Origin of the sequence: Methylobacterium sp. 2A (genome assembly GCF_009806555.1) — a bacterium.
Taxonomy (GTDB): Bacteria; Pseudomonadota; Alphaproteobacteria; order Rhizobiales; family Beijerinckiaceae; genus Methylobacterium.
Genome location: NZ_VUOK01000021.1, coordinates 362069 through 388033, shown reverse-complemented (window position 1 = coordinate 388033; position 25965 = coordinate 362069). Strand labels below are relative to the sequence as shown.

Annotated in this window: 26 protein-coding genes and 1 tRNA gene; 17 read left to right on the top strand and 10 right to left on the bottom strand. The window is 69.5% G+C overall.

Going from position 1 to position 25965, the window contains the following annotated elements:
- On the top strand, positions 1-462 hold the full coding sequence (locus FVE89_RS12835) for a DUF1178 family protein (RefSeq protein ID WP_160534324.1): 462 nt from the start codon (positions 1-3) through the stop codon (positions 460-462).
- Between the two features lie 43 nt (positions 463-505).
- Here the strand turns inward: FVE89_RS12835 and FVE89_RS12830 are convergent, their stop codons facing one another.
- Positions 506-994 carry a disulfide bond formation protein B gene (locus tag FVE89_RS12830; RefSeq protein ID WP_160534323.1) on the bottom strand — a complete coding sequence of 163 codons (489 nt, stop codon included), beginning with the start codon at positions 992-994 and terminating at the stop codon, positions 506-508.
- A 2-nt stretch (positions 995-996) separates the two neighbouring features.
- Positions 997-1578: a YqaA family protein gene (locus FVE89_RS12825; RefSeq protein ID WP_160534322.1), complete on the bottom strand. Its 582-nt coding sequence runs from the start codon at positions 1576-1578 to the stop codon at positions 997-999.
- Between the two features lie 126 nt (positions 1579-1704).
- Here FVE89_RS12825 and FVE89_RS12820 point away from each other — a divergent pair.
- The 3 genes from FVE89_RS12820 to FVE89_RS30520 all read left to right on the top strand — a co-directional run bounded on the left by FVE89_RS12820 (position 1705) and on the right by FVE89_RS30520 (position 3355).
- Positions 1705-1789, top strand: a tRNA-Leu gene (locus FVE89_RS12820).
- Between the two features lie 299 nt (positions 1790-2088).
- Positions 2089-3030, top strand: a complete 942-nt coding sequence (locus FVE89_RS12815; protein ID WP_202130746.1) for a histone deacetylase — start codon at positions 2089-2091, stop codon at positions 3028-3030.
- Positions 3031-3181: 151 nt separating this feature from the next.
- Entirely contained in the window at positions 3182-3355 is a 174-nt protein-coding gene (locus tag FVE89_RS30520; RefSeq protein ID WP_202130745.1) for a hypothetical protein, read from the top strand.
- A 45-nt stretch (positions 3356-3400) separates the two neighbouring features.
- On the opposite strand, the gene FVE89_RS12810 is transcribed toward FVE89_RS30520, so the two are convergent.
- From FVE89_RS12810 to FVE89_RS12800, 3 genes are all read right to left on the bottom strand, one after another.
- The gene (locus tag FVE89_RS12810; RefSeq protein WP_160534321.1) at positions 3401-4567 is read right to left on the bottom strand and encodes an alanine racemase; all 1167 of its coding nucleotides are present in this window, start codon (positions 4565-4567) and stop codon (positions 3401-3403) included.
- 93 nt (positions 4568-4660) lie between these two features.
- Positions 4661-5296, bottom strand: a complete 636-nt coding sequence (locus FVE89_RS12805) for a 2-dehydro-3-deoxy-6-phosphogalactonate aldolase (RefSeq protein ID WP_160534320.1) — start codon at positions 5294-5296, stop codon at positions 4661-4663.
- Complete coding sequence (locus FVE89_RS12800) at positions 5293-6171, bottom strand: 2-dehydro-3-deoxygalactonokinase (RefSeq protein ID WP_160534319.1); 879 nt, start codon at positions 6169-6171, stop codon at positions 5293-5295. Before FVE89_RS12800 ends, FVE89_RS12805 begins: the two co-directional genes overlap by 4 nt.
- A 214-nt stretch (positions 6172-6385) precedes the next feature.
- Here FVE89_RS12800 and FVE89_RS12795 point away from each other — a divergent pair, with 214 nt between their 5' ends.
- The 12 genes from FVE89_RS12795 to FVE89_RS12740 all read left to right on the top strand — a co-directional run bounded on the left by FVE89_RS12795 (position 6386) and on the right by FVE89_RS12740 (position 19196).
- Positions 6386-7144 (top strand): ABC transporter ATP-binding protein, encoded by a 759-nt coding sequence (locus FVE89_RS12795; protein WP_160534318.1) that lies wholly within the window; start codon positions 6386-6388, stop codon positions 7142-7144.
- A complete protein-coding gene (locus FVE89_RS12790; protein ID WP_160534317.1) occupies positions 7137-7880 on the top strand; it encodes an ABC transporter ATP-binding protein in 744 nt (247 codons plus the stop codon). Before FVE89_RS12795 ends, FVE89_RS12790 begins: the two co-directional genes overlap by 8 nt.
- Positions 7881-7973: 93 nt before the next feature.
- The gene (locus tag FVE89_RS12785; protein ID WP_160534316.1) at positions 7974-9191 is read left to right on the top strand and encodes an ABC transporter substrate-binding protein; all 1218 of its coding nucleotides are present in this window, start codon (positions 7974-7976) and stop codon (positions 9189-9191) included.
- A gap of 28 nt (positions 9192-9219) precedes the next feature.
- Positions 9220-10107: a branched-chain amino acid ABC transporter permease gene (locus tag FVE89_RS12780; protein WP_024827895.1), complete on the top strand. Its 888-nt coding sequence runs from the start codon at positions 9220-9222 to the stop codon at positions 10105-10107.
- Between the two features lie 21 nt (positions 10108-10128).
- Positions 10129-11115, top strand: a complete 987-nt coding sequence (locus tag FVE89_RS12775) for a branched-chain amino acid ABC transporter permease (RefSeq protein WP_160534315.1) — start codon at positions 10129-10131, stop codon at positions 11113-11115.
- 91 nt (positions 11116-11206) lie between these two features.
- Complete coding sequence (locus FVE89_RS12770) at positions 11207-11560, top strand: hypothetical protein (RefSeq protein ID WP_160534314.1); 354 nt, start codon at positions 11207-11209, stop codon at positions 11558-11560.
- Between the two features lie 317 nt (positions 11561-11877).
- Positions 11878-12939, top strand: coding sequence for a sn-glycerol-3-phosphate ABC transporter ATP-binding protein UgpC (gene ugpC, locus FVE89_RS12765; RefSeq protein WP_160534313.1), 1062 nt, complete (start codon positions 11878-11880; stop codon positions 12937-12939).
- Positions 12940-13014: 75 nt separating this feature from the next.
- On the top strand, positions 13015-14325 hold the full coding sequence (locus tag FVE89_RS12760; protein ID WP_160534312.1) for an ABC transporter substrate-binding protein: 1311 nt from the start codon (positions 13015-13017) through the stop codon (positions 14323-14325).
- Positions 14326-14348: 23 nt separating this feature from the next.
- Positions 14349-15305 (top strand): sugar ABC transporter permease, encoded by a 957-nt coding sequence (locus tag FVE89_RS12755; protein WP_160534311.1) that lies wholly within the window; start codon positions 14349-14351, stop codon positions 15303-15305.
- A 47-nt stretch (positions 15306-15352) separates the two neighbouring features.
- The gene (locus FVE89_RS12750; protein ID WP_246730702.1) at positions 15353-16240 is read left to right on the top strand and encodes a carbohydrate ABC transporter permease; all 888 of its coding nucleotides are present in this window, start codon (positions 15353-15355) and stop codon (positions 16238-16240) included.
- A 315-nt stretch (positions 16241-16555) separates the two neighbouring features.
- Positions 16556-18181 carry a dihydroxyacetone kinase subunit DhaK gene (locus tag FVE89_RS12745; protein WP_160534309.1) on the top strand — a complete coding sequence of 542 codons (1626 nt, stop codon included), beginning with the start codon at positions 16556-16558 and terminating at the stop codon, positions 18179-18181.
- A gap of 58 nt (positions 18182-18239) precedes the next feature.
- Positions 18240-19196 (top strand): D-2-hydroxyacid dehydrogenase family protein, encoded by a 957-nt coding sequence (locus FVE89_RS12740; RefSeq protein ID WP_202130744.1) that lies wholly within the window; start codon positions 18240-18242, stop codon positions 19194-19196.
- Between the two features lie 4 nt (positions 19197-19200).
- On the opposite strand, the gene FVE89_RS12735 is transcribed toward FVE89_RS12740, so the two are convergent.
- The 5 genes from FVE89_RS12735 to FVE89_RS12715 all read right to left on the bottom strand — a co-directional run bounded on the left by FVE89_RS12735 (position 19201) and on the right by FVE89_RS12715 (position 24797).
- On the bottom strand, positions 19201-20304 hold the full coding sequence (locus tag FVE89_RS12735; protein ID WP_342389867.1) for an ABC transporter permease: 1104 nt from the start codon (positions 20302-20304) through the stop codon (positions 19201-19203).
- A complete protein-coding gene (locus tag FVE89_RS12730) occupies positions 20301-21224 on the bottom strand; it encodes an ABC transporter permease subunit (protein WP_160534308.1) in 924 nt (307 codons plus the stop codon). Before FVE89_RS12730 ends, FVE89_RS12735 begins: the two co-directional genes overlap by 4 nt.
- Complete coding sequence (locus FVE89_RS12725; protein WP_160534307.1) at positions 21221-22810, bottom strand: peptide ABC transporter substrate-binding protein; 1590 nt, start codon at positions 22808-22810, stop codon at positions 21221-21223. Before FVE89_RS12725 ends, FVE89_RS12730 begins: the two co-directional genes overlap by 4 nt.
- A gap of 2 nt (positions 22811-22812) precedes the next feature.
- Positions 22813-23250 carry a heme-binding protein gene (locus tag FVE89_RS12720; protein ID WP_160534306.1) on the bottom strand — a complete coding sequence of 146 codons (438 nt, stop codon included), beginning with the start codon at positions 23248-23250 and terminating at the stop codon, positions 22813-22815.
- Positions 23251-23357: 107 nt separating this feature from the next.
- The gene (locus tag FVE89_RS12715) at positions 23358-24797 is read right to left on the bottom strand and encodes a PLP-dependent aminotransferase family protein (RefSeq protein ID WP_160534305.1); all 1440 of its coding nucleotides are present in this window, start codon (positions 24795-24797) and stop codon (positions 23358-23360) included.
- Between the two features lie 185 nt (positions 24798-24982).
- On the opposite strand from FVE89_RS12715, the gene FVE89_RS12710 reads away from it, so the two are divergent.
- Positions 24983-25924, top strand: coding sequence for a hypothetical protein (locus FVE89_RS12710; protein WP_160534304.1), 942 nt, complete (start codon positions 24983-24985; stop codon positions 25922-25924).
- Positions 25925-25965: the final 41 nt, after the last annotated feature.

Here is a 25965-nt window from a genome sequence, read left to right as displayed (position 1 = left end):
ATGATCCGGTACAGTCTCGTCTGCGAGGCCGGACACGGCTTCGAGAGCTGGTTCCCGTCCTCCGCTTCCTTCGACACGCAGGTCGCGCGCGGTCTCGTGGTCTGCCCGGTCTGCGACACCACCGCGGTCGGCAAGGCGCTGATGGCGCCGAGCATCGCGCGCAGCGATCGGCCGCAGGCGCCGCATCCGGAGGCGCCTCCGCCGCAGGCCGAAGCTCCGGTGGCCCTGCTCGCCGAGCCGGAGCGTCAGCTCCGGGCCATGCTGAAGGCATTGCGGGAGCAGGTCGTCGCGAGCGCCGAACATGTCGGCGCTCGATTCCCCGAGGAAGCGCGCAAGATCCACTACGGAGAAGCGGAAGGCCGGTCGATCTACGGGGAGGCCAGCCCCGCCGAGGCGCGCGCCTTGATCGAGGAGGGCATCGACGTCGCCGCGATCCCGATTCTGCCCGACGACCGGAATTAGGACATCGACGCGGGCGCCGGGGGCGAGGTCTTCGGTCGGCCGGTCAGCGGCGCGCCGCGGCCGTCCCCGCCAGGGATGCCAGCACGAACGCCACGACGGCGTTCCAGCCGGCCAGCGAAATTCCAAGGATGCGCAAGGCCGCCACCGAGCAATCCACCACCTTGGTGGTTTGCAGGGCGTTGAGGAAGTCTCCGATCTGGCCGGGATTGGTTCCCGTGCCGCCGCCGCAATCCGTCGGCCCGGGCCAGAACCCCCATTCGGCGCCGGCGTGATAGACGCCGAGTCCGGCTCCGTAGAGCAGGCCGAGGGCAGCCAGTCCGAGAGCGATCCGGGCCAGGCGCTCCGGGGCGAACAACGCGATCAGGCCCAGCGGCACCGCCGCGTAATAGGGCAGGCGCTCCGTCAGGCAGAGCTTGCAGGGCGCGTAGCCGGATCCGTACTGCATCACCAGCACGGCGCAGAGGATCACGGCGGAGAGGATGGCCAGCCACAGGCCGGCGGTTTTGAGACGAAGCGCGGCCGCCGTATTCATCGCTACAGGATCACCTTGAACAGCAGGAAGCCGAGGACGATCACCGCCACCGAGATCGCCGCCACCGCGTTGAGATGCCGGTCGAGGACGCCGCGGATCTGGACGCCGTATCGACCGAGCAGTCCGGCGAGGATGAAGAAGCGGGCGCCGCGGGTGACGATCGACAGCACGATGAACCAGAACAGGCTGTAATGGGCGAAGCCCGACGTGATCGTGACGAGCTTGTAGGGGATCGGTGTCAGGCCCTTCAACAGGATCACCCAATGTCCGTACCGGGCATAGGAATCCTGGAAGGTCGCGGCCGAGTTCTGTAGGCCGTAGAGGCGGATCAGCCATTCCCCGACGGAGTCGAACAGCAGGGCCCCGATGGCGTAGCCCACGATGCCACCGAGGACCGATGCGACGGTCGCGATCGTGGCGTAGAGCCAGACCCGGTCCGGTCGGCTGACGGCCATCGGCACCAGCATCGCGTCTGGCGGAACCGGGAAGAACGAACTTTCGGCGAAGGCCACGGCGCCGAGCGCGTAGGGCGCGGAGGGCCTGACGCTGAGGGCCAGGATCCACGCATAGAGCCGGCGGAGCATTCGATCTCCCGTATTGGATCGTTGGCCGCCCTTTGAGCATAGGTGCCGCGCCTTGGCCAGATCGCCCGCCACCGCGAAAAATACGCTTGGCCCGTGCGGTCGACCTGTGCGAAGAGCGCCGGGCAGGCGGGTATGGCGGAACTGGTAGACGCGGGCGACTCAAAATCGCCAGCCGCAAGGCGTGGGGGTTCGATTCCCTCTACCCGCACCACCGCACGCCGCAGAATGCGTTTCCCGTCTCATCGGCCTGGCCGGTCACTCGGCTCGATCGGGTCACGCTCCGTCGGCCAAGGCCGGCAAGACGGACGTTGTTTCGCCCCCGGACGCGGGACGGAGCGTCGCGCTGTCGCCATCCGGGGACGCGCCTATCTTGGCCGAAAGGCGGCTCGCCGGGCCGCGTCTCAGACAGGATGAGGCCGTGAGCGACCGTCGGAGCGTGGCGAGGCTGGAGGCCGTCGACAGCGGGGCGGCTCTGGCCGCGGCCATCCTGGCGGATCTCGGCGCCCCGGCATGATCCCGCCGATCGCCTTTCATCCGGCCTACGAGGCGAGCCTGCCGGCCGGTCACCGCTTCCCGATGCGGAAATACGGGCTGCTTGCCGAGACGTTGATCGCGAAGGGGCTCGCGCCCCTCGGCTTCGTCACGCCCGAGCTGGCCACCGCGGACATCCTCGTTCGTGCCCACGATCCAGCCTACGTGCAGGCGGTCCTGAACTGCACCGTGTCGCCCGACGTCGAGCGGGCGATCGGGCTGCCGGTCGATGCCGCTTTGGTGCGGCGCTCGCGCAGTTCCGTGGGCGGGACCCTGCTGGCGGCGCGTCTGGCGCTCGCCGAGGGGCTGGCCGGCAGTGCCGCCGGCGGGAGCCACCATGCCCGGAGGCAGCAGGGCGCCGGCTTCTGCGTGCTCAACGACGTGGCCGTGGCGGCGCGCACCCTCCAGGCCGAAGGCCTCGTGCGGCGCGCCCTGGTCGTCGATCTCGATGTCCACCAGGGTGACGGGACCGCGGATTGCCTCGCGCTCTGCCCCGACCTGTTCACGCTCTCCATCCACTGCGAGAACAACTATCCCTCTCAGAAGATCGCCGGCGACCTCGATATCGGCCTCCCGGACCGGCTCGGCGACGAGGACTATCTCGCCGTGCTGCGCGGCCGCCTGCCGCAACTGCTCGACGCGCTTGCGCCCGACCTCGTCTTCTACAATGCCGGCGTCGATCCGCATCGGGACGACCGGCTCGGCCGGCTGAGCCTCACGGATGAGGGCTTGCTCGCGCGGGATCGGTACGTCGTGTCCCAGGCGCGGGCCCGCGGGATCCCCCTCGTGGCGGTGATCGGCGGTGGCTACACGACCGATGTGGCGGCGCTGGCGCAGCGCCACGCCCTGGTGTTCGAGGCGCTGGCCGCCGAGGCCGGAGGCGGATCGGACGCCGCGGCCGGGCGCAACCGTCCCCGTTGATGATGCGCTGCGGCATCAGTGTTGGACAGAGATGCCGCGCGCGGTGACTTGGTAAGGTTTGGGCAAGCCTGACGGCCCAGGCTGCGAGAACTGCGGAGGGCGTTCGCGACGCGCCCGCTTCTCGCATTCCGTCGCCGGTGAGGTCGAAGCCATGCTCGCGCGGGTCTGGGACGTGCTGAAGGCGACGCTGGCCGTGGCAGCCCTGATCGCCGCCGCGCTCGTGTCGGCCGACAAGCTCGACCGGCAGCGGGCGCAACCCGTCATCGGCGTCATCGCGGGCGAACCTGTTGTGACCGGCGCCATCGTGCCGGCCGCGCACCCTTGAACGCGGTTGGCGGCGCGCATCCCACGCTCGTTCCGGAGTTCGGCCTCACCACCCGTTGATCCGCGGCCAGACCGCACCGGTGAGATGGCCGTCCGCCACCACATGGTAGCGATCATGCTGCGCGCCGGTCGCACAGGCGTGGTTCGGCAGGATGCGCAGCCGCGCGCCGACCGGGAGATCGGGCAGGGCAGCCGCGGAGCCCTTCCGCAGGGCCAGGATGCCGTGCTCCTGATTGGCGTCGGCGACGATCAGGTCGGGGTAGGGCCGCCCCGCGCGGTCGCAGGCGAGGCCGTAACCCTGATCGACCGCCTGCCGGGCGGTCCCCCGGTCGCGCGAGAGCGCCATCCAGCCGGCATCGGTGATGATCCAGCCCTTCTCCCGCTGGTGGCCGATCACCGTGGCCAGGACGGTCAGCGCGATATCCTCCACCGCGCAGGAGCCGACGCCCGCCTGGAACAGGTCGCCGATCATGAAGACGCCGGCGCGGACCTCGGTGACGCCGTCCAGGCTCTCCGCATAGCGCGCGGTCGGTGTGGAGCCGACGCTGACCACCGGGCAGGGCAGGCCCGCCTCGCGGAGCGACGTGGCCGCCGTCACCGCGGCGACGCGCTCGGCCTCGGCGGCGGCACGCAGCGCATCCGGCTCACTCAGTCCGTAGCTGTCGCCGGCATGCAGGAGCACGCCGCGCAGGCTGGCCGCCTCGGCGAGGATGCGGCCGATCGCGACGAGCCGTTCCGCATCCTGCGGCTTCACGCCGGAGCGGTGGCCGTCCGCGTCGACCTCGATCAGCACCGGCAACCTTTCGCCATGGCGGCGGCTCCAGGTCGCCACCGCCTCGGCCTGCTCCAGCGAGTCGAGGATGATCGCGAGATCCGTCTGCCAATGCCGCCGGATCCAGCCGACCCGCTCGAGCTTCTGGGGCGCGATACCGACCGCGTAGATCATGTCGCGGACGCCGCCCTCGGCGAAATACTCGGCCTCGCGCAGCGTGGAGACGGTTGCGGGCCCGGCTGCGCCCGCCATGGCGATCCGGGCGACGTCGCGGGATTTGGCTGTCTTGAGATGCGGGCGCAGGACCACGCCGAGCCGGTCGAGCCGCGCCCGCATGGCGGCGACGTTGGCGGTCAGCCGGTCGGAATCGAGCAGGAGGCAGGGCGTCTCGATGAGGTCGAGCCCGTCGCCCTCGGCCGAAACCGTGATCTCATCCGCCATCAGGCCGCTCCCGTCTCGCCAGGGACGGCTGTCTGATAGGCGTTTGGCGGCGCCGGTCCAAGATGCGCCGGCTGTGGACTCGGCGTCGCGCGGTTACGCGGACCGCCGGACCGCTTCCACGAAGGCCGCCGCGTCGCGCGCGACATCGGCCGCCGCCTTGCCGGGGCGGTACAGGTTCGAGCCGAGGCCGAACCCGTCGGCGCTCGCCGCCCGCCAGGCGGCGATCCCCTCCGGCGTCACGCCGCCCACGGCGAGAACCCGCGTTCCGGCGGGGAGCACGGCTCTGTGAGCCCGCAGGGCCGCCGGCGACGCGACATCCGCCGGGAAGAGCTTGAGCGCGGTCGCGCCGGCTGCGAGCCCCGCGAAGGCCTCGGTCGGCGTCTGGTAACCGGGCAGAGAGACGAGGCCGAGCGCGCGGGTCGCCCGGATCACCGCGTCATCCGTGTTGGGCGAGACGATCAGGCTGCCGCCGGCCTCCCTGACCGCTTCGACCTGCGCGGCTTCGAGCACCGTGCCGGCCCCCACGAGCGCGCGCCCGGCGAGGCGCTCGGAGAGGCGGGTGATGCTGCGCAGCGGATCGGGGGAGTTCAGTGGCACCTCGATCAGCGTGAACCCGGCATCCGCGAGGGCGTCGCCGATGGCCGGCGCCTCCTCCGGCGTCAGCCCCCGCAGGATCGCGACCAGCGGGCAGGCGGCGAAGGCGGCTTCGAACCGATCGAGGATCGTCATGCGTTCAGGCTCCAGAGGGCGTGGATGCCGGCGGTCGTCGCCCCGTCCGGCACGATGACCGGAGTCCCGCCCATTTCGGTCACCGCGACGGCATAGAGGTCGCTCAGGGTCCCGCCGCCCAGCAGATGGACCGGCCGGCGGCTCAAATCGTCCCGGGTCGCGACATCCGCCCCGATCAGCACGCCGCTGGCGTAGGCGGCGGCCTCGGCGGGTTCAAGCCGGTCGAGCAGCAGCCCGGCCCGGACCTCGAACAAAGTCGCGGCGAGGTTGCCGGACGCGATCCCCCGGCGAAGGCCGCGGCGGAACGCGGCGCCGTCCGCCACCGGCCCGTCGAGCATGCCCGCCAGGATGCCGTGGCTCCGCAGCAGGGCGAAGAGTTCGCCGGTCATCACCGTGGTGAAGTTCGTGATCGCCCCGTCGACGGTCTCGACCCATTTGTTGTGCGTGCCGGGCTGGCAGAACAGGGCGGTCGCCGGCGCCGTGCCGGCATGGATCGCGCCCAGGATCTGGATCTCCTCGCCGCGCATCACGTCGGGCCGCCGGCCGTCCCGCAGGGCGACGCCGGGGACGATCCGCACATCGGGCGCGGCCTCCCGGCAGGATTCGACGAGGCGTTCCAGGGTTGCTGGCGCATCGACATAGGGCGCCTCGCACCAGCCCCGGCTCGACCCGACCATCCCGACGGCGATGACCGGTTCCGCGCCGAAGCGCGCGCGCAACGCCGAGATCTCGGCCGGATAGGCGTCCCGCGCGATGCTGAGCACGCCGCGATCGTCCCGAAGGGTTTCGATCACCGTCCCGTCGGATGCCATCGCGTAGGCCCGCCGGTTGGTCGTGCCCCAGTCGACCGCGATGTAGGCCGCGCGACCGACCATGCCCTCTACCCCCGAGCCCGCGTGCAATTTGTCTGAGTTAATGGGCTTGGCCGGGATGGTCAAGCTTCGACCCGCCCGGACCGGATGGACGACGCCGATATACCAGCCGGGGATTGTCGCGCCGCACCGCGCGTTTGCGATGGACGGATCCGGTGCAGTTCGGCGATATGGTCGCAAGATTCAAAACAAGAATCGGAACTTGGGAGGACAGTGCTTGGCACGGGACGTGATCCTGGCGACCGACGGCCTGACGATGGAATTCCGCGGATTTCGCGCCGTGAACGGCGTGGCGCTACAGGTCGAGCGCGGGACGATCCACGCGCTCATCGGTCCCAATGGGGCCGGCAAGACCACCTGCTTCAACCTGCTGACCAAGTTCCTGATCCCGACCGCGGGCACGATCCGCTACAAGGATCGCGACATCACCGGTCTGAGGGCGGCCGATGTCGCCCGGCTCGGCCTCGTACGCTCCTTCCAGATCTCGGCGGTGTTCCCGCACCTGACCGTCATGGAGAATGTCCGCATCGCCCTGCAACGGCGGCGGCGCGGCGATTCCTTCGACTTCTGGCGTCCCGAGCGGGTGCTGCGGGCGCTGAACGGCGAGGCGCTGGCGCTGGTCGAGGATGTCGGCCTCACCGAATTCGCCGACGTGCCGGCGGTGGAACTGTCCTATGGCCGCAAGCGCGCGCTGGAGATCGCCACCACGCTCGCCCTCGATCCCGAGATGCTGCTCCTCGACGAGCCGATGGCCGGTATGGGCCATGAGGACGTCGACCGCACCGCCGCCCTGATCCGCCGGGTCTCCCGGGATCGGACCATCCTGATGGTCGAGCACAACCTGTCGGTGGTCGCGTCCCTGTCGGACCGCATCACCGTTCTGGCCCGCGGGCAGGTGCTGGCCGAGGGCGATTACGCCACCGTGTCCAAGGATCCGCGCGTGGTCGAAGCCTATATCGGGGCGGGACATGCCTGAGGCCGCGCTGAAGACACCCACGCCCGCTGCCGCGACCGGCGCGCTCCTCACCGTCCGCGGCCTGGAGGGCTGGTACGGCGAGAGCCACGTGCTGCACGGCATCGATATCGATGTCCGGACCGGCGAGGTGATCACGCTGCTCGGCCGCAACGGCGCCGGCAAGACCACGACGCTCCGGGCGATCATCGGCATCCTGGGCAAGCGCGCGGGCTCGATCGTCTATGACGGCGTCGAGACGATCCGCATGGCCTCGCGCAGCATCGCCCGGCTCGGCATCGGCTACGTCCCGGAGGAGCGCGGCATCTTCGCGAGCCTCACGGTCCACGAGAATCTGATGCTGCCGCCGCGGGTCAAGCCCGGCGGCATGTCGGTGGCCGAGATCCACACGCTGTTCCCGAACCTCAAGGAACGCGCCGGCAGCCAGGGCACCAAGCTCTCGGGCGGCGAACAGCAGATGCTGGCGATCGGCCGCATCCTGCGCACCGGCGCCAAGCTGATCCTGCTCGACGAGCCGACGGAGGGTCTGGCGCCGGTGATCGTCCAGCAGATCGGCCGGACCATCCAGCAGTTGAAGGCTAAAGGTTACACCATCATCCTGGTGGAACAGAATTTCCGCTTCGCCCAGACCCTGGCGGACCGGCATTTCGTGATCGAGCAGGGACGGGTGGTCGACATGATCCCCAATGCCGAGCTTGACGCCAATATCGACAAGCTGCACGCCTATCTCGGCGTCTGAAGGCTGTCCAAGAATACTGTTCAAACGCCAGAATCGGCGTCCTGGGGTCCGGCCGGCGGAAGACCGTCGCGCCGATAGTGGATGGAAACGCGCATGTTCGGACGTATCGCCCGGCCCGTGACTCTCGCCGCCCTTGCCGGTGCCCTCATGATGGGCACCGCTGCGGCGCAGACCAACGTGAAGATCGGCATTCTGGGCGACCGCTCGGGCGCCTATTCCGATATCAGCGGCGAGGGCTCGGTGGTGGCCGCCAAGCTCGCGGTCGAGGATTTCAAGCCCGAGCAGCACGGGCTGAAGGTCGAGATCGTCTCGGCGGACCACCAGAACAAGCCGGATGTCGGCGCGGCCATCGCCCGGCAATGGTACGACCGCGACAATGTCGACATGATCACCGACGGGGTGACCTCCTCGGTGGCGCTCGCCATCAGCCAGGTCACCAAGGAGAAGAACAAGGTCTTCATCGATACCGGCGCCGGCACGGCCGACCTCACCGGACCGCAATGCACACCCAACACCATCCACTGGGTCTACGACACGGTGGCGCTCGCCAACGGCACCGGCGGCGCCATGGTCAAGCGCGGCGGCAATACGTGGTTCTTCCTGACCGCCGATTACGTGTTCGGCCAGACGCTCCAGCGCGACACCAGCGCGGTCATCACCAGGAACGGCGGCAAGGTCGTGGGCGCGGTGAAGACCCCGTTCCCGACCTCGGACTTCTCGTCTTTCCTACTGCAGGCTCAAGGATCGGGCGCCAAGGTGATCGGCCTCGCCAACGCTGGGACCGACACGATCAACTCGATCAAGCAGGCGGGTGAATTCGGCATCACCGAGGGCGGACAGGCGCTCGCCGGTCTCCTCGTCTTCTCCTCGGACGTGCACTCGCTCGGCACCAAGGTCGCGCAGGGGCTGGTGCTGACCGAGCCGTTCTACTGGGACCTGAACGACCAGACCCGTGCCTTCTCGGACCGCTTCGCCAAGCAGATGAAGAACGGCTCGAAGCCCACCGCCAACCATGCGGGCGTGTACTCGGACGTGCTGCACTATCTGAAGGCCGTGGCCGAATTGAAATCGACCGCCGACGGCGCCGCGACCGTCGCCAAGATGAAGGCGATGCCGACCGACGACCCGCTGTTCGGCAAGGGCACGATCCGCGCGGACGGGCGCAAGATCCACGACATGTACCTGTTCGAGGTCAAGAAGCCCGCCGAGTCGAAGGGCGAGTGGGACCTCTACAAGACGCTCGAGACGATCCCGGGCGATCAGGTCTTCCGCCCGCTCAACGAGGGCAATTGCCCGCTCGTGAAGGGCTGATGGGGCGATCGGGGCGCGGAGACCGGCCATGACCACGATCTTCGGAGTGCCGACGCAGGCCCTGTTCGGGCAATTGCTGCTCGGCCTGATCAACGGTTCGTTCTACGCGATCCTGTCGCTCGGGCTCGCGATCATCTTCGGGCTGCTCAACATCATCAACTTCGCTCACGGCGCGCTCTACATGATGGGCGCCTTCGTGGCCTGGATGCTGCTCACCTATGTCGGCCTCGGCTATTGGTGGGCGCTGGGGCTGGCACCGCTCGTGGTCGGCGCCTTCGGCATCGTGCTGGAGCGGGTGCTGATCGCGCGGCTCTACAAGCTCGACCATCTCTACGGCCTGCTCCTGACCTTCGGTCTGGCGCTGATCATCCAGGGCCTGTTCCGCAACCAGTACGGCGTCTCGGGGCTCCCCTACGCGATCCCGGCCGAATTGTCGGGCGGGCAGCGCCTGCCGTTCATGTTCCTGCCGAACTACCGGGCCTGGGTGGTGGTCGCCTCGCTGACTGTGTGCATCGCCACCTGGCTCGTGATCGAGAAGACCAAGCTCGGCGCGTATCTGCGCGCCGCCACCGAGAACCCGACGCTGGTCCAGGCCTTCGGCGTGAACGTGCCGCTGTTCCTGACGCTGACCTACGGGTTCGGCGTCGCGCTGGCGGGCTTCGCCGGCGTGCTCGCCGCCCCGATCTACTCGGTCAACCCCAATATGGGCGCCGACATCATCATCGTGGTCTTCGCCGTGGTGGTGATCGGCGGCATGGGCTCGATCATCGGCTCGGTGATCACGGGCTTCACCCTCGGCCTCGTCGAGGGGCTGACCAAGGTGTTCTATCCGGAGGCGTCCGCGACCGTGATCTTCGTGATCATGGTGCTGGTGCTGCTCGTCAAACCCGCCGGCCTGTTCGGGCGCACGGCCTGACCGCGAAGAGGCTCGACACAAATGGCCGACACCGCCGCCATCGATTCCGCCCCGATCGCCGCAGCCTTGCCGACGCGCCGGGACGACAAGGCGCTCCACCGCCTGATCTTCGTCGGCATCGCCGTGCTGCTGATCGTGGCGCCGCTGGTGCTCTACCCCGTCTACCTGATGAAGGTTTTGTGCTTCGCGCTGTTCGCGCTCGCCTTCAACTTGCTGCTCGGCTACGGCGGGCTGCTCTCCTTCGGCCACGCCGCCTATTTCGGCATGGCGAGCTACCTCTGCGCCTACACGGCCAAGAGCCTCGGCTTCACGCCCGAACTCGCGATCCTCTCCGGCACCGCGACGGCAGCTGTGCTGGGGCTGGTCTTCGGCGCGCTGGCGATCCGCCGGCAGGGCATCTACTTCTCGATGATCACCCTGGCGCTCGCCCAGATGGCGTTCTTCTTCTCGCTGCAGGCGAAGTTCACCGGCGGCGAGGACGGGATCCAGGCGGTGCCCCGCGGCAATCTGTTCGGCGCGATCAGCCTCGCCGACGACCGGGCCATGTACGGCCTCGTCTGCGTGATCTTCATGGCCGGAATTCTGCTGATCTACCGCATCGTCCACTCGCCCTTCGGGCAGGTGCTGAAGGCGATCCGGGACAACGAGCCGCGGGCGATCTCGCTCGGCTACCGGGCGAGCCAGTACAAGCTCGCGGTGTTCGTGCTCTCGGCGACGCTGGCCGGGCTCGCCGGATCCACCAAGGCGATCGTGTTCCAGCTCGCCTCGCTGACCGACGTCCACTGGTCGATGTCGGGCGAGGTGGTGCTGATGACGCTGGTCGGCGGCATGGGCACCGTGTTCGGGCCGATCGTCGGCGCGCTGGTGATCGTCACCATGGAGACCTACCTCGCCCAGTTCGGCGCCTGGGTGACGATCATCCAGGGCTGTGTCTTCGTGCTGTGCGTGCTGCTGTTCCGGGAGGGGATCGTCGGTTTGATCGCCCGGCTGGTGCGCCGGCCGCTCTGAATCCGGCGCGCGACGGGGGCGATTATTGATCTGGTGAGTTTTCGTTAACCAAGTCCGCTCAACCTGACGCTGCAAAGCAGTCAGGTCTGCCATGAACAAGGTCCGTCCCCTCAGCATCGACGATCCCGCGCTCGATTGCCCGGTCCCACCGGAGACCGTCGGCCGTCTGATCAAGGCGGACCCGGAGAGCACGGCATTCCTGCTCGACGGGATCCCGGAGGCGACCCGGGCGCGGCTCGCGGTGTGGCTCTACGGCCGCAGCCACACGCACGAGGCCGGCGTCCGGGTGGCGGCGACCTGCGACGGGCCGACCCTGCGCCGGGCCGCCGGCGTTGTCGGCTCCGCGCTGTACGATCTGTCCCGGCGCCCCTACGCGCCGCCGAGCCACGGGACGCGGGCCGGGGCGAGCCGGATCTCGCTGGGCGGGTCGCAGCGCCGCGCCTGAGCGGCTTTGCCAGCTTTTTGTGGCCCTGGAATCGGGCGCAAGTCCCTTCTCCCGTGCGGGCTTGCGGACTCACCCATTAGGCTTGGGATCATCGTGCGGTTGCCGGGCGGGGCGGCGCAGGCTTTCGCATTCCGGCATCGTGCGGGGCTTGCGCGGTGTTTCACGAGGGCCAAGCTCGTCGCCAGATCCTGCCCGGCACAATGACAGAACCGGAATATCCTGCAGGATCGCGAAGGTGACGCCTTGCTTTCCCGCTCACGCTCCCGTGTACTGTATTCACAGAGCCGCCGACAGAGCGGCCTTGATCGGGAGGAAGCATGGCCTCGGTGGGAATCCGCGAGGTTCGCAAGGCTTTCGGATCGACGAACGTCCTGCACGGTGTCTCCGTGGACATCCGGGACGGTGAGTTCGTGATCCTGGTCGGGCCGTCGGGCTGCGGGAAATCAACCCTCCTGCGGATGATCGCCGGGCTGGAGAACATTTCCGGGGGCGAGATCCGTATCGGCGAGCGGGTCGTGAACGATGTGCCGCCCAAGGAGCGGGACATCGCGATGGTGTTCCAGAATTATGCGCTCTATCCGCATCTCACGGTGCGCGAGAACATGGCGTTCTCGATGCGCATCCGGAAGGCGCCGGCCGCCGAGATCGACCTGCGCGTCAACCGGGCGGCGCAGATCCTCGGGCTGACGCATCTCCTCGACCGCTATCCCCGCCAGCTCTCCGGCGGGCAGCGCCAGCGCGTCGCGATGGGGCGGGCGATCGTGCGCGATCCGCAGGTCTTCCTGTTCGACGAGCCGCTCTCGAATCTGGACGCGAAGCTGCGCGTCGCGATGCGCACCGAGATCAAGGAACTGCATCAGCGCCTGAAGACCACGACGATCTACGTCACCCACGATCAGATCGAGGCCATGACCATGGCCGACCGGATCGTCGTGATGCATGACGGCGTCGTCGAGCAGATCGGCCCGCCGCTCGACCTCTACGACCGGCCCGACAACCTGTTCGTCGCCGGCTTCATCGGCTCGCCGGCCATGAATTTCCTGTCCGGCACGATCCGGGCGAACGGCCGCCTGACCTTCGTCACCGATACCGGCCTGACCATTCCCCTCACCGATGCGCCGGCCGGCGCCGCCGGGAAGCCGCTGATCCTCGGGATCCGGCCCGAACATTTCGACCTCGCTCCGGATGGGCTCGCCGCCGAGGTCGTGGTCGTCGAGCCCACCGGTTCCGAGACCATGCTGGCGGTGCGCGCCATCGGTCAGGACCTCACCTGCGTGCTGCGGGAACGCGTGGCCGAGCGGCCGGGGGAGACGATCTCCCTGCGCCCGAACCGCGTGCACCTGTTCGACGCGGCGACCGGTCGCCGTCTGGCGACCTGAGCCGGCCGGCGGACACTCCAAAGACGGGACGGCAGACCGGTCATCTGACAAAAAACATCCAGGGAGAAGCCACCCATGCAAGGTCTCGATCGCCGCTCCCTCCTCGCCGGCGCGGCTGCAGCCGGCCTCGCCGCCGGCGGCGACCTTTTGGGCTTCGCCAAGGCCTGGGCGCAGAACGCCGCGTGGAAGCCGGAGCCCGGAGCCAGCCTGTCGCTGCTGCGCTGGAAGCGCTTCGTCCCGAGCGAGGACGAGGCCTTCCTGAAGCTGGTCGATGGCTTCACGCAGGCGACCGGCGTGAAGATCACGGTCAGCAACGAATCCTACGACGACATCCAGCCCAAGGCCTCGGTGGCCGCCAATACGGGGCAGGGGCCCGACATGGTCTGGGGCCTGTTCTCGTTCCCGGCGCTCTTCCCGGACAAGTGCCTGCCGCTGGAGGATGTCGCCGCCTCCCTCGCCCAGAAATACGGTCCCTGGTTCCCGTCCGCGGAGGCCTACGGCAAGGTCAAGGGCAAGTGGATCGCGATCCCCGTCGCGTTCAACGGCGGCTATCCGAACTATCGCATCTCGGCGATGAAGAAGGCCGGCTTCGATAAATTCCCGACCGACACCGCCGGCTTCCTCGAACTCTGCCGCGGCATGAAGAAGAACAACACCCCGGCCGGGTTCGCCCTCGGCCACGCCACCGGCGACGGCAACACGTGGTGCCACTGGGCGCTCTGGGCGCATGGCGGCAATTTGGTCGACGCCAACGAGAAGATCGTGATCAACTCGCCCGAGACCGCCAAGGCGCTCGAATACGTGAAGGCTCTCTACGAGACCTTCGTGCCCGGCACCGTCTCGTGGAACGATAGCTCCAACAACAAGGCGTTCCTGGCCGGCGACCTGTATCTCACCAACAACGGCATCTCGATCTACGCCGCGGCCAAGAAGGACAACCCGAAGCTCGCCGAGGACATGGACCACGCGGTCTGGCCGGTCGGCCCGGTCGGCAAGCCGACCGAGTTCCAGCTCGCCTTCCCGATCCTGGCCTTCAAGTATTCGAAGGCGCCCAATGCCTGCAAGGCGTTCATCGCCTTCATGATGGAGGCGTCGAACTACAATCCATGGCTGGAGCAGGCGCAGGGCTACCTGTGCGAGCCGCTCTCCAACTATCCCAAGAACCCGATCTGGACGGCGGACCCGAAGAACGCGGTCTTCGCCGAGGCGGGACGGCGCTCCCTGGCGGCGGGCGGCCTCGCGCCGGTGAGCGAGCGCATCGCGGCCGTCCTGGCCGACTTCGTGGTGGTCGACATGTTCGCCAGCCACTGCACCGGCCGCGAGGACGTGAAGGGCGCGATCAAGAACGCCGAGCGCGCCGCCACGCGCATCTTCCGCAACACCTGATCCCCGGCGCGAGAGGCGACAGCATGGCGCATACGGCCCTGACGCAGCCCGCCCCGGTCGCGGTCCGGACCCGTTCAGGCTGGCAGCGCCTGCGGGCGAGCCGCGGCTGGGCCGGCTTCTGGTTCATGCTGCCGACCGCACTGATCCTCGGCCTGTTCCTGGCCTATCCGCTGCTGAAGGGCATCTGGCTGTCCTTCACCAATGCGCGGATCGGCCGAGACGGGATGTTCATCGGCCTGGAGAACTACGAATGGCTCTGGGACGACGACGTGTTCTGGCTCTCGGTGTTCAACACCTGCCTGTACACGGCCGTCGCCTCGATCATTAAATTTGGGGTGGGGCTTTACCTCGCCCTGCTGCTCAACAAGAACATGCCGTGCAAGGCGATCATCCGGTCGATTGTGCTGATCCCGTTCGTGGTGCCGACCGTGCTCTCGGCCATCGCGTTCTGGTGGATCTTCGACAGCCAGTTCTCGATCATCTCGTGGTCGCTGCGCCACCTCGGCATCATCGACGGCAATATCGATTTCCTCGGTGAGCCGACGCTCGCCCGCGCCTGCGTGATCTTCGCCAATATCTGGCGCGGCGTGCCGTTCATCGCGATCACGCTGCTCGCTGGTCTGCAGACGGTCTCGCCCTCGCTCTACGAGGCCGCGACGCTCGACGGCGCCTCGAACTGGCAGATCTTCTGGCGGATCACCCTGCCTTTGCTCACGCCGATCATCGCCGTGGTGATGACCTTCTCGGTGCTGTTCACCTTCACGGACTTCCAGCTGATCTGGGCCATGACCCGCGGCGGCCCGGTGAACGCCACGCATCTGATGGCGACCCTGTCGTATCAGCGCGGCATCCTCTCGGGGACGCTGGGGGAGGGGGCGGCCATCGCCACCGCCATGGTGCCGTTCCTGCTCGCCGCCATCGGCATCTCGTGGTTCGGCCTGCAGCGCCGGGCCTGGCAGGCCGGGGAGTCCGACCGATGAGCGTCCCCGCACCCCCCGCCCATGCCGATCCGCTGCGCACGCCCGTGATGGCGGCCGAGCCCCCGGGACTCACCGACCATTCGGAGGGCATGGCCTATCTGGAGCGCCTGCCCCGGCGGCTCGTGACCACCTACCTGCCGCTCGCGATCATCCTCGTGGTGTTGCTGTTTCCGTTCTACTGGATGGCGCTCACCGCCATCAAACCGGACGAGCAGCTGATCGACATGGAGCGGTTCAACCCGTTCTGGGTCGTGGATCCGACATTCAAGCACATCCACAAGCTGCTGTTCGAGACGCAGTATCCGCGCTGGCTCTGGAACACGATGTACGTGTCGGTCGCCGCCACCGTGCTCTCCCTGTTCGCGAGTGTGCTCGCCGCCTATGCCTGCGTCCGCGTCCGCTACCGGGGTGCGGGCTGGGTCGGTGCGGCGATCTTCCTGGCCTATCTCGTGCCGCCCTCGATCCTGTTCATCCCGCTCGCCACGATCGTGCAGGCCTACGGACTGTTCGACTCGCCGATCGCCCTGATCCTGGCCTATCCGACGATCCTGATCCCGTTCTCGACCTGGCTCCTGATGGGCTACTTCAAGACGATTCCCTACGAGCTCGAGGAATGCGCGCTGATGGACGGCGCCAGCCGCTGGCAGATCCTCATCAGGATCATCCTGCCGCTCGCCTTCCCGGGCCTGATCTCGGCCGGGATCTTCTCGCTGACGCTCTGCTGGAACGAGTTCATCTACGCGCTGACCTTCCTGTCCTCCACGCAGAACAAGACGGTGCCGATCGCCGTGGTGAGCGAATTCGTGGACGGCGACGTCTACAAGTGGGGCTCGCTGATGGCGGGCGCGCTGCTCGGCTCCCTGCCGCTGGTGGTCCTCTACTCGTTCTTCGTCGAATACTATGTCTCCGCCCTCACCGGCGCTGTGAAGGAATGACGCCGTCGGTTTCAGCGCGGATTGCGTGGACACACGCGCGGAATCTTACCTCGAAGGCCGTCCGACCCACGCCCTCATCCTGAGGTGCCGGAGCGCAGCGGAGGCCTCGAAGGAGCCCTCCAGCCGGCCGCGCGATCGCTGGAACGCTCCTTCGAGGCCCGCTGTCGCGGGCACCTCAGGATGAAGGTGTCGGATGGGATGGGGGTGGTTACGCCCGTACGAACGATGGCCGTTGCCAGCACCGCTCGCCTGCGCGGACAATGCGCGGCAGCCGCCGACGCAGAATCGCGGACCATACCCATCGAAGGTCACGCCATGGCCCACTTCATCGACGCCCGCGCCACGCTGGTCAACGACGCCATCGACGGCCTCGTCGCCGCGAGCGGCGGCCGCCTCGCCCGACTCGACGGTGATCCCGGCATCCGTGTGGTGCTGCGCGCGGAACTCGACCCAGGGAAAGTCGCGGTGGTGTCGGGCGGCGGCTCCGGGCACGAGCCGGCCCATGCGGGCTTCGTCGGACCGGGGATGCTGAGCGCCGCGGTGTGCGGCGACGTCTTCGCCTCGCCCAGCGTCGACGCGGTGCTGGCCGGGATCCTCGCCGTGACCGGACCGGCCGGATGTCTCCTCGTCGTCAAGAACTACGCGGGCGACCGGCTGAATTTCGGCCTCGCCGCGGAGCGCGCCCGGGCGCTGGGACACCGGGTCGAGACCGTGATCGTGTCGGACGACATCGCCCTGCCGGATGCCAAGCAGCCCCGCGGCGTCGCCGGAACCCTGTTCGTCCACAAGGTCGCCGGCCACGCCGCCGAGGCGGGCGCGACGCTGGAGACCGTGGCGGCCCTCGCGCGGCGGGCTGCGGCCGCCGCGAAGTCGCTCGGCATCGCGGTCTCGACCTGCACGATCCCCGGCGCGCCGCGCAGCGAGCGTCTGGCGGAGGGGCAGGCCGAGCTCGGCCTCGGCATCCACGGCGAGCCCGGTGTGGAGCGCATCGCGCTGCCTCCGGCGAGCGAGCTCGCCCGGATGATGGCGCAGCGCCTGTCCGGTGCCGTGGCAGGCGACCGGCTGGCCCTGCTGATGAACAATCTCGGCTCGGCCTCCGCGCTGGAGATGCAGATCCTGACGCGGGCGGTGCTCGCCACCGACCTCGGCCGGCGCGTCCGCCTTCTCATCGGCCCCGCGCCCCTGATGACGGCGCTCGACATGCACGGCGCTTCGCTGTCGGTCCTCCCTCTCGACGATGACCTGGAAACGGCCCTGACGGCACCCGTGCCGCTGCCGGCTTGGCCCGGTGCCGCGCGGATCGCCGCGCCGACGCTCCGCCCGATACCCGAAGGGCTTGCCGGCGAAGCCTTCACCCCGTCACGGGATGCCGTGGCGGCCGCGCGGATCGCCGCCGTCGCGCAGGCGCTGATCGCCGCCGAGGACAGGCTCAACGCCCTCGACGCCAAGGTCGGCGATGGCGACGCCGGCACCACCTTCGCGGGCGCGGCCCGCGCCGTGCTCGCTGATCTCGACCGATTGCCGCAGGCCGATCCGGCCGCCCTGTGCCGGGCGCTGGCCGAGCGGATCGGACGGGCGGTCGGCGGATCGAGCGGGGTGCTGGGCTCGATCTTCTTCGCGGCGGCGGCGGCCGCGCTCGCGAAAGGCGCCGCTTGGGCGGCGGCCCTGGCGCAGGGCGTCGCGCGGGTCGAGGGCTATGGCGGCGCGAAGCCGGGCGACCGCACCTTGCTCGACGCGCTGGTCCCGGCGGTCGAAGCTCTGGCGAGCGGCGGCCTCGGTGCGGCGGCCGAAGCGGCCCGCGCCGGCGCCGAGGCCACCGCGCGATTGGATCGGGCCGGCGCCGGCCGTTCCAGCTACCTCGCGGCGGGGGACCTCGCGGGGGTGCAGGATCCCGGCGCGGCCGGCGTCGCGGAGGCTTTCTCGGCGCTGGCGAAGGCGTAGTGTCCGGGATGGTGCGCCGCAATTGACCCCCGGCCAGCCGCGGCCTACCCCATCGCGGATGCGCAGCTGCCTGATCCTCGACGATTATCAGCAGGTGGCCCTCTCCCTGGCCGCGTGGTCGCGCCTCGCCGACCGGGTCGCGGTCTCGGCCATCGCGGAGCACATCGCGGACCATGACGCCCTGGTGGCGCGGATCGCGCAGGCCGAGATCCTCGTGATCATGCGGGAGCGCACACCGTTCCCGGCTGCCCTGCTTGAGCGTCTGCCGCGGCTCGAATTGCTGGTGACGAGCGGTCTGCGCAACCTCGCCATCGATGTCGCGGCCGCCAAGGCGCGGGGGATCACGGTCTGCGGGACGGAATCCAGTCCGACGCCGCCCACCGAGCTGACCTGGGCGCTGATCCTCGGCCTCGCCCGCCATCTCGCGCAGGAAAACCAAGCGCTGCGCACCGGCGGCCCCTGGCAGAGCACGATCGGAACAGACCTCGCCGGAGCGACGCTCGGCATCCTGGGGCTCGGCAAGATCGGCTCGCGGGTCGCCGCCATCGGCCGCGCCTTCGGCATGCGGGTCATGGCCTGGAGCCCGAACCTCGACGCCGGCCGGGCGGCGGCGGCCGGCGTCGCGCTGGCGTCCTCCAAGGAGGCGCTGCTGGAAGCGAGCGATGTCGTCACGATCCACCTCGTGCTCGGCGAGCGGACGCGCGGACTCCTCGGCGAGGCCGAGCTGCGCCGGATGCGGCGCGGCGCCTTTCTGGTGAACACCTCGCGTGCGCCGATCGTCGATCAGGCGGCGCTGCGGCGGGCTCTGGAAGAGGGCTGGATCGCCGGCGCCGGCCTCGACGTGTTCGAGACGGAGCCGCTGCCCGCCGACGATCCGTTCCGCCGGCTGCCGAACCTCCTGGCGCTGCCGCATCTCGGCTACGTCACGCAGGCCAATTACCGGACGTTCTTCTCGCAGGCCGTCGAAAACATCGAGGCGTGGCTCACCGGCGCGCCGATCCGGACCTTGGGCTGAGGCCCTATCCGACCTGCGGATCCAACGCGTCGGCGAGGCCGTCACCGAGCAGGTTGAGCGCCACGAGCGTCGCGATCAGGAACAGCGCCGGGGCGGCCAGCATGTGGGGGGCGGCTTCGATCGCGCGCGCGCCGTCGGCGACGAGCACGCCCCAGCTGGTCTGCGGCTCCTGCACGCCGAGGCCGAGGAACGACAGGAAGCTCTCCAGCAGGATGACCTGCGGCACCAGCAGCGTCGCCGTCACGGCGACCGACCCGAGGGTGTTGGGCACGATGTGGCGCGCGATGATGCCGGGGGCGCCGACGCCCAGGGCTCGGGCCGCGCGCACGAAATCGCGTTCGCGCAGCGACAGGGTCTGGGCGCGGACCACGCGGGCCATGTCGAGCCATTCCACGGCCGCGATCGCGATCAGCATCAGGGTCAGGCTCGGGCGGAAGAAGACCAGCAGCAGGATGACGAAGAACACGAAGGGCAGGGCGTACAGGACATCCACGAAGCGCATCATCACCGCATCGACCACCCCGCCGAGGAAACCGGCCGCGGCCCCGTAGGCCACGCCGATCAGCAGGGCCGCCAGACTCGCCGCGAGGCCGATCGCCAGGGACACGCGCCCGGCCGTCAGGCAGCGGGTGAGCAGATCGCGGCCCTGCACATCGGTGCCGAGGAGGAAGTGCAGGCGCCGCGCCGGCACCGCGACCACGAGGCCGCGGCCGCCATCCCGTTCCTCAAGAACCGTGGGCGGCCCGAAAAGCCCCGAGCGCGGCAGGTAGACGAGGCTGCGCCGGTCCACGCCGGCGTCGGAGGCGAGGGTGAGGCGCATCGTGTCGCCGTCGCGCGCCACCGCGTCGAGCCGGACCCGCATCCGGAAGGCGATGCGCTGCAGGGCCGGGCCGACATGCGCCGCGTCGGGCTGCGCCGCCAGACCGGCGGGCAATTGGCGCAGATCCGGGTAAGCGCGGTCGGGATCGTGGCCGGTCAGATCGGGGCCGACGAAGCAGGCCAGGGCGATCAGAACCAGCACGACGAGGGCCGCCATCGCGGCACGCATCCGGGCGAGGCGTGCCAGGGCGCGTCCCGCTGGTCCCGCAGGTACGGGTATCGCGCTCACGCGGCGCTCCGCAGGCGGGGATCGAGCCACGCGCAGGCGAGGTCGGCCGCGAGATTGAGGGCGATCACGAGCCCCGCGACCAGCAGCACCGTGCCCATCACGAGCGTGTAGTCGCGGTTGAGCGCCCCCTCGACGAAGTAGCGGCCGATCCCCGGCAGGCCGAAGATCGTCTCGACCACCACGGAGCCGGTGAGCAGCGAGGCGGCCAGCGGCCCGAGATAGGCGACCACCGGCAGCAGAGCCCCCCGCAGCGCGTGGCGCGTCACCCGCAGCGGCGGCAGGCCGAGGCTGCGCATGGTCCGCACCGGCTGGGTGCGCAGGACTTCCCCGAGCGAGGCCCGGGTCAGCCGCGCCAGGGCGCCGACCTGCGGCAGGGCCAGGGTGATGACGGGCAGGACGAGGTGGCTCGGTGCGCCGTCGCCCCAGCCGCTCAGCGGCAACCAGCGCAGGGTGAGCCCGAAGGCGATCTGGAGGAGCGGCGCGACCACGAAGCTCGGCAGCGACAGGGTCAGCGCCGCGCCGATTCCGAGGAGGCGATCGACCGCGCCGCCGCGCCGGAGCGCCGCCGCGATGCCGAGCCCGAGGCCGAGCCCCACGGCCAGCAGAAGGGCCAGCCCGCCGAGCGTTGCCGAGACAGGCAGGCCCCGGGCGATCAGGTCGAGCACGCTCCGATCACGGAACGAGAAGGACGGCCCGAGATCGCCCTGCACGAGCGATGCGAGGTAGCTGCCGAACTGCACGATCAGCGGCCGATCGAGGCCGTAGACCCGCCGCAGGTTCTCCATGGCGGCGGGCGCAAGCGGCCGTTCGAGGTCGAAGGGCCCGCCAGGGGCGAGCCGCATCAGGAAGAAGCTGACGGTGATGACCGCGAGCAGCGTCGGAACCGACTGGGCGAGGCGGCGCAGGATGAAGCGGATCACGCGTCGAGCCTTAAGAAGCGCGTCGGCGCGGCGTTGCGCAGGTTCGGATGGTAGCCGTGCAGCCGCGGCGCGATCAGCGCCTTCGAGCGGTAGTGCATCAGCGGGATCCAGGGCAGCTCGCGCAGCGCGATCGCCTCCGCGTCGTAGAGCAGGTCGGCTCGGCGGCTCAGGTCGCGCTCGGCGGCCGCCCGCGCCAGCAGCGCGTCATACGCGGGATCCGACCAATGACCGACATTGAGGCCGTCGTTTCCGCCCTGGAGCAGGAACAGGAAGTTCTGCGGATCGGCATAGTCGGCGATCCAGCTGTAGCGTGCCACGTCGAAGTCGCCCCCGTCGCGCAGGTAGGCGAAATGCGTCTTGGCGTCAGTGTAGACGAAGCGGGTCTTGATACCGAGGTCGCGCCACATCTCGCCGATCGCCACCGCGACGGTGCGGTTGTTGTCGCTGACGTTGAACCGGTACTCCACGGTGAGCGGCCGCTCCGGGCCGAAGCCCGCCTCCGCCAGCAGGCGGCGGGCCTCCTCCTCGTGGTCGATCGGGAGCCCTGCGCGGCCCGCGGTCTCGGGCGGGGTGCGGTAATTGTCGAGGCCGGGCGGGCAGAGCGAATAGGCCGGGCTCATGGTGCCGCCACTCAGTCCGTCGGCGAGATATTCCCGGTCGATCGCGAGGGACAGCGCCTGCCGGACCCGCCGGTCCGAGAACGGCGCCTTGCGGGTGTTCACGGCCAGCGCCGCGAGCCCGAGCGAGGGCCCGAGCACCACCTGCGGGCCGAACCGGCGGCGCAGGTCGGCGATCTGGTCGGCGGGCAGGTCGGCGAGCGAGTCGATTTCCCCGGCGGCGTAGCGGCGCACGGCGGCTGCCATGTCGGGCGTGGGCAGGAACTCGACCTGCCGGATCGCCACGGAGGCGGCTTCGAAATGGTGTGGATTGGCCTCCAGCCGGATCGCGCCGCCCGGTATGTTCTCGGTGAGCCGGTAAGGCCCGTTGGTGACGAGGTTGCCCGGCCGCGTGAAGGATTCGCCGTAGCGCTCCACCGAGGCCCGATGCACCGGCAGCGCGGTCTGATGGGTGAGGAGTTCCAGGATGTAGGGCGTCGGCTGTTCGAGGGTGATCGTCAGCCGCCCTGACCCCTCCGCGGCGACGCCGAGGGCGTCCACGGGCTTCTCGCCGCGGTTGACGGCAGCGGCGTTGCGGATCGGGAACAGGATCTCGGCGTATTTCGCCCCCGTGGCCGGATCGAGGATCCGCCGCAGCGAGTAGACGAAATCGTCTGCGGTGACCGGTTCGCCGTTCGACCAGCGGCCCTCGGGCCGGAGATCGAATTGCAGGGTCAGGCCGTCCTCCGAGATGGTCCAGGCCCGCGCAGCGCCCGGGATGAGTGCACCGCGGTTGTCATAGGTGAGGAGGCCGTCGCAGAGGTCGCGCAGGATGTGGGCCTCCGCCACCGTCGAGGAGCGGTGCGGATCCAGGGTCTCGGGATCGGCGTCGTTCCCGCGGTGATAGATCGGGTCCGCTGCCGCTGCGGCCGGTCGCACGGACGCGAGCGCGGCGGCGCCGGCGAGCCAGTCGCGCCGGCGCAGGCGCATGGTCAGGCGCCGGTCTCCGGGACGAGTCCTGCCGCCTCGATGCCGGCGACCGCGCAGATCTCGTCGTTGTCGGAGGTGTCGCCCGAGATTCCGACCGCGCCGAGAAGGCGACCCTCGCTCGAGCGGATCAGCACACCGCCGGGCACCGGCACCAGGGCCGCGGGCCCGGCCAGATGGGTCACGGCCGCCACGAAGTAGGGCTGCGCTTCTGCGCGGGCGTGGATCGCCCGGGAACCGAGCCCCAGCGCCAGCGCACCATTGGCCTTGCCGCAGGCGATCTCGGCCCGGCGCAGGGAGGTCCCGTCCTCGACGGAGACGCATTTCAGCGCCCCCCGGGCGTCGTAGACGACGACGGCCATAGGCTTCAGGCTGCGAGTCCTGGCCTCCCGGAGGGCGGTCTCGACGATGGTGCGGGCGGCTTCGAGGGTCAGGTCGATCATCGGTGTCCAGAACGAGCGTCGTTTCGCGTGGAGATCATGACTCTATGGGCGGTGCTGCGAGCGGTCTACTGCTGGGACCGGCGTGCTGACCAGGGATGCGGGCCGCCTCAGGCCGCGCGCATCAACTGCCCGAGGCGCGCACCGGCGCGGTCGATCGTGTCGAGCGTGAGCGAGGAATAGCCGATGACGAGGCCCTGGAGCGGCCTGTCTGATTCGTCCGAGGCGGCCAGGGCCGCGGTTTGCAGGGTCAGGCCCGCCCTGCGGCAGGCGTCGCGGAAGACCGGCCGGTTCAGCTCTGCCGGCAGGCCTAGGAAAAAATGGAAGCCGCCCTGGGTGCCGAGCATCGGGAGAGGGCCGCCATAGGCGTCCTGGATCGCCCGCTGCGCCGCCAGGCTCTTGTCGCGGTAGACCCGTTCCATGCGCCGGATGTGATGCGCGAAGTGACCGTCGGCCATGAAGTGGGTCAGGATGTGCTGGTCGAAGGCGCTGTTGCCGCGGCCCGTCTCGGCGCGGGCCGCCCGCAGGCGGGCGCGCAGGCTGCGCGGCACCACGATGTAGCCGACGCGCAGGGTCGGGAATAAGCTCTTGTTAAAGCTGCCCGCATGGATGATCCGGTCGGCCGAATCCATGGCCTTGAACGCCGGAAACCGCACGGCCTCGAAGGCGAACTCGCCGTCGTAATCGTCTTCGACGATGTAGGAATCCGCGCGGCAGGCCCAATCCAGCATCGCTTCGCGCCGCTCGACGCCGAGGCGAACCCCGAGCGGCGACTGGTGGGACGGGGTCACGAGGCAGAGCTTCGCATCCGGCGCCACCGCGGCGGCGTGATCGACGCGCAGGCCCTGCCGGTCCACCGGGACCGGAACGGCCTTGAGCCCGAGCGACCGGACGAGCGCCTCCGCTCCGGCATAGCCCGGCGACTCCAGCCAGACGGCATCGCCCGGAGCCGCGAGGGCACGCAGGCACAGATCCAGGCTGTGGCGGGTCCCGGTGGTGATGAGGATGTCGTCTGCCGCGCAGGCGATGCCGCGGGCGAAGCCGAGATACCGCGCCACCTGCTGCCTGAGGGCGTGATGACCCGAAGGGTCGGGATCGTAGAAGAAATCGAAATCGGCGCCGGAGAGGACGCGGTTCGCCAGCCGCTTCCAGAGCCCGACCGGGAACCGCGCGACGTCGGTCTCGCGGGAAATGAAGGGCCGCTCCGGATCGACGCGGATCCAGTCGGGGAGAGCGCCGGAGTCGGGATCGTCGATCGGCTCGGCTGCGCGCACGGCCTTCGGCCCATTGCGGTCGCTCACATAGGTGCCCGAGCCCCGGCGCGCCTCAAGCAGGCCTTCGGCCGACAACTCCTCGTAGGCCGCGCTCACGAGCCCGCGGCTGATCGCCCATTGCTCCGCGAGGTCGCGGGTGCTGGGCATCTGGCTGCCGGGCGACAGCCGGCCCTCCCGGATCGCAATGCGCAGGGCATCGACCACCCAGCGCGTCTTCGCCCGCTGCGGCGGTGCGAAGGCGATGCCGAGCGGGAGCGAGGTCGCCCTTCGGGCCATCGATCACCCTCCTTGCGATTCGCGAACTGGACCGGCGGAAGACGGCCATTGTGGCTCTTCAGTCGCGCCCGTCCGGCGCCCAGACGTGTCCCGGTACAGCCGAGGACATCCGCGACGGCCTGTCAATTCAAGGCGCCGGTCGCGGCGCGATCGGCTGTCGGAAGATCACCCATGGGGACTCGTTCATGATCGCCGTTGCCGGCCTCTGGGCCGATATCGCCGCACGCATGCTGCCGGCCTACGCGGCGATCGGTGTGGGCTATGCCGTCGGCCGCCTGTCGCGGCAGGACTGGCTGAAAGTCCTGTCCGGCGTGCTGATGTATGGCCTGATCCCGATCGTCGTCTTCCGGAACGCGCTGGCGCTCGCGTTCGGCGCGGCGATCGGCCATGTCGTCCTGTCGATCACCTTCAGTGCGCTGATGGTGTTGTGCGGCCTGCTGATCGTTCCGCGCATCCGCACCGACGTCCCCCGGCGGCTTGCCACCTGCGCCTTCGGATACACCAATATCGGCTGGTTCGGGGTGCCGACCGGGCTGGCGCTGTTCGGTCCGGACAGCCTGCCGATCCTCGTCATGGCCTATGTGGGCGGGCTGTTCTTCGGCAACACGGTGGGGTTCTACCTCGTGGCACGGGATCGCTTCAGCGTGGCGGCCAGCCTGCGCAAGATGGCGGCGATCCCGCCCCTCTATGCCTTCGGGGCCGGACTCGCGGCCCGCGCGTTCGGCCTCGGTGACGCCGCCATCCTGTCCGCCGATGCGGCGTTTCGCATCGCGGCGCTGCTGATGTCGGGCTGCGGCATGATGGTGGTCGGGCTCGGCGCCAGCCGCCTCACCTTGTCTTGGACTGCCATCCGCGCCGTCCTGCGGCTGATCATCTGGCGCCATGTGGCCGGGATCGGGGTGATCTGGGCGGTCATCGGTCTGTTTTCCGCCTGCGGGGCACCGATCCCGCCCGAAATCCGCGCCGTCGTGGTTCTGATCGGGCTGCTCCCGGTGGCGGGCAACATCGTGATCTTCGCCGCGCAGCTCCAGGGCGACGTGGCGGCATCCGCCCTGATCGTTGCGGTCTCCACGACGGTCTCGACCGTCGGCATCCTGATCTGGAGCGTGATGCTCCTGGGTCTGTAGCCTCTGGGCGCGTCGCGGGCCGCGCCTAGTTGGGCCGGTCG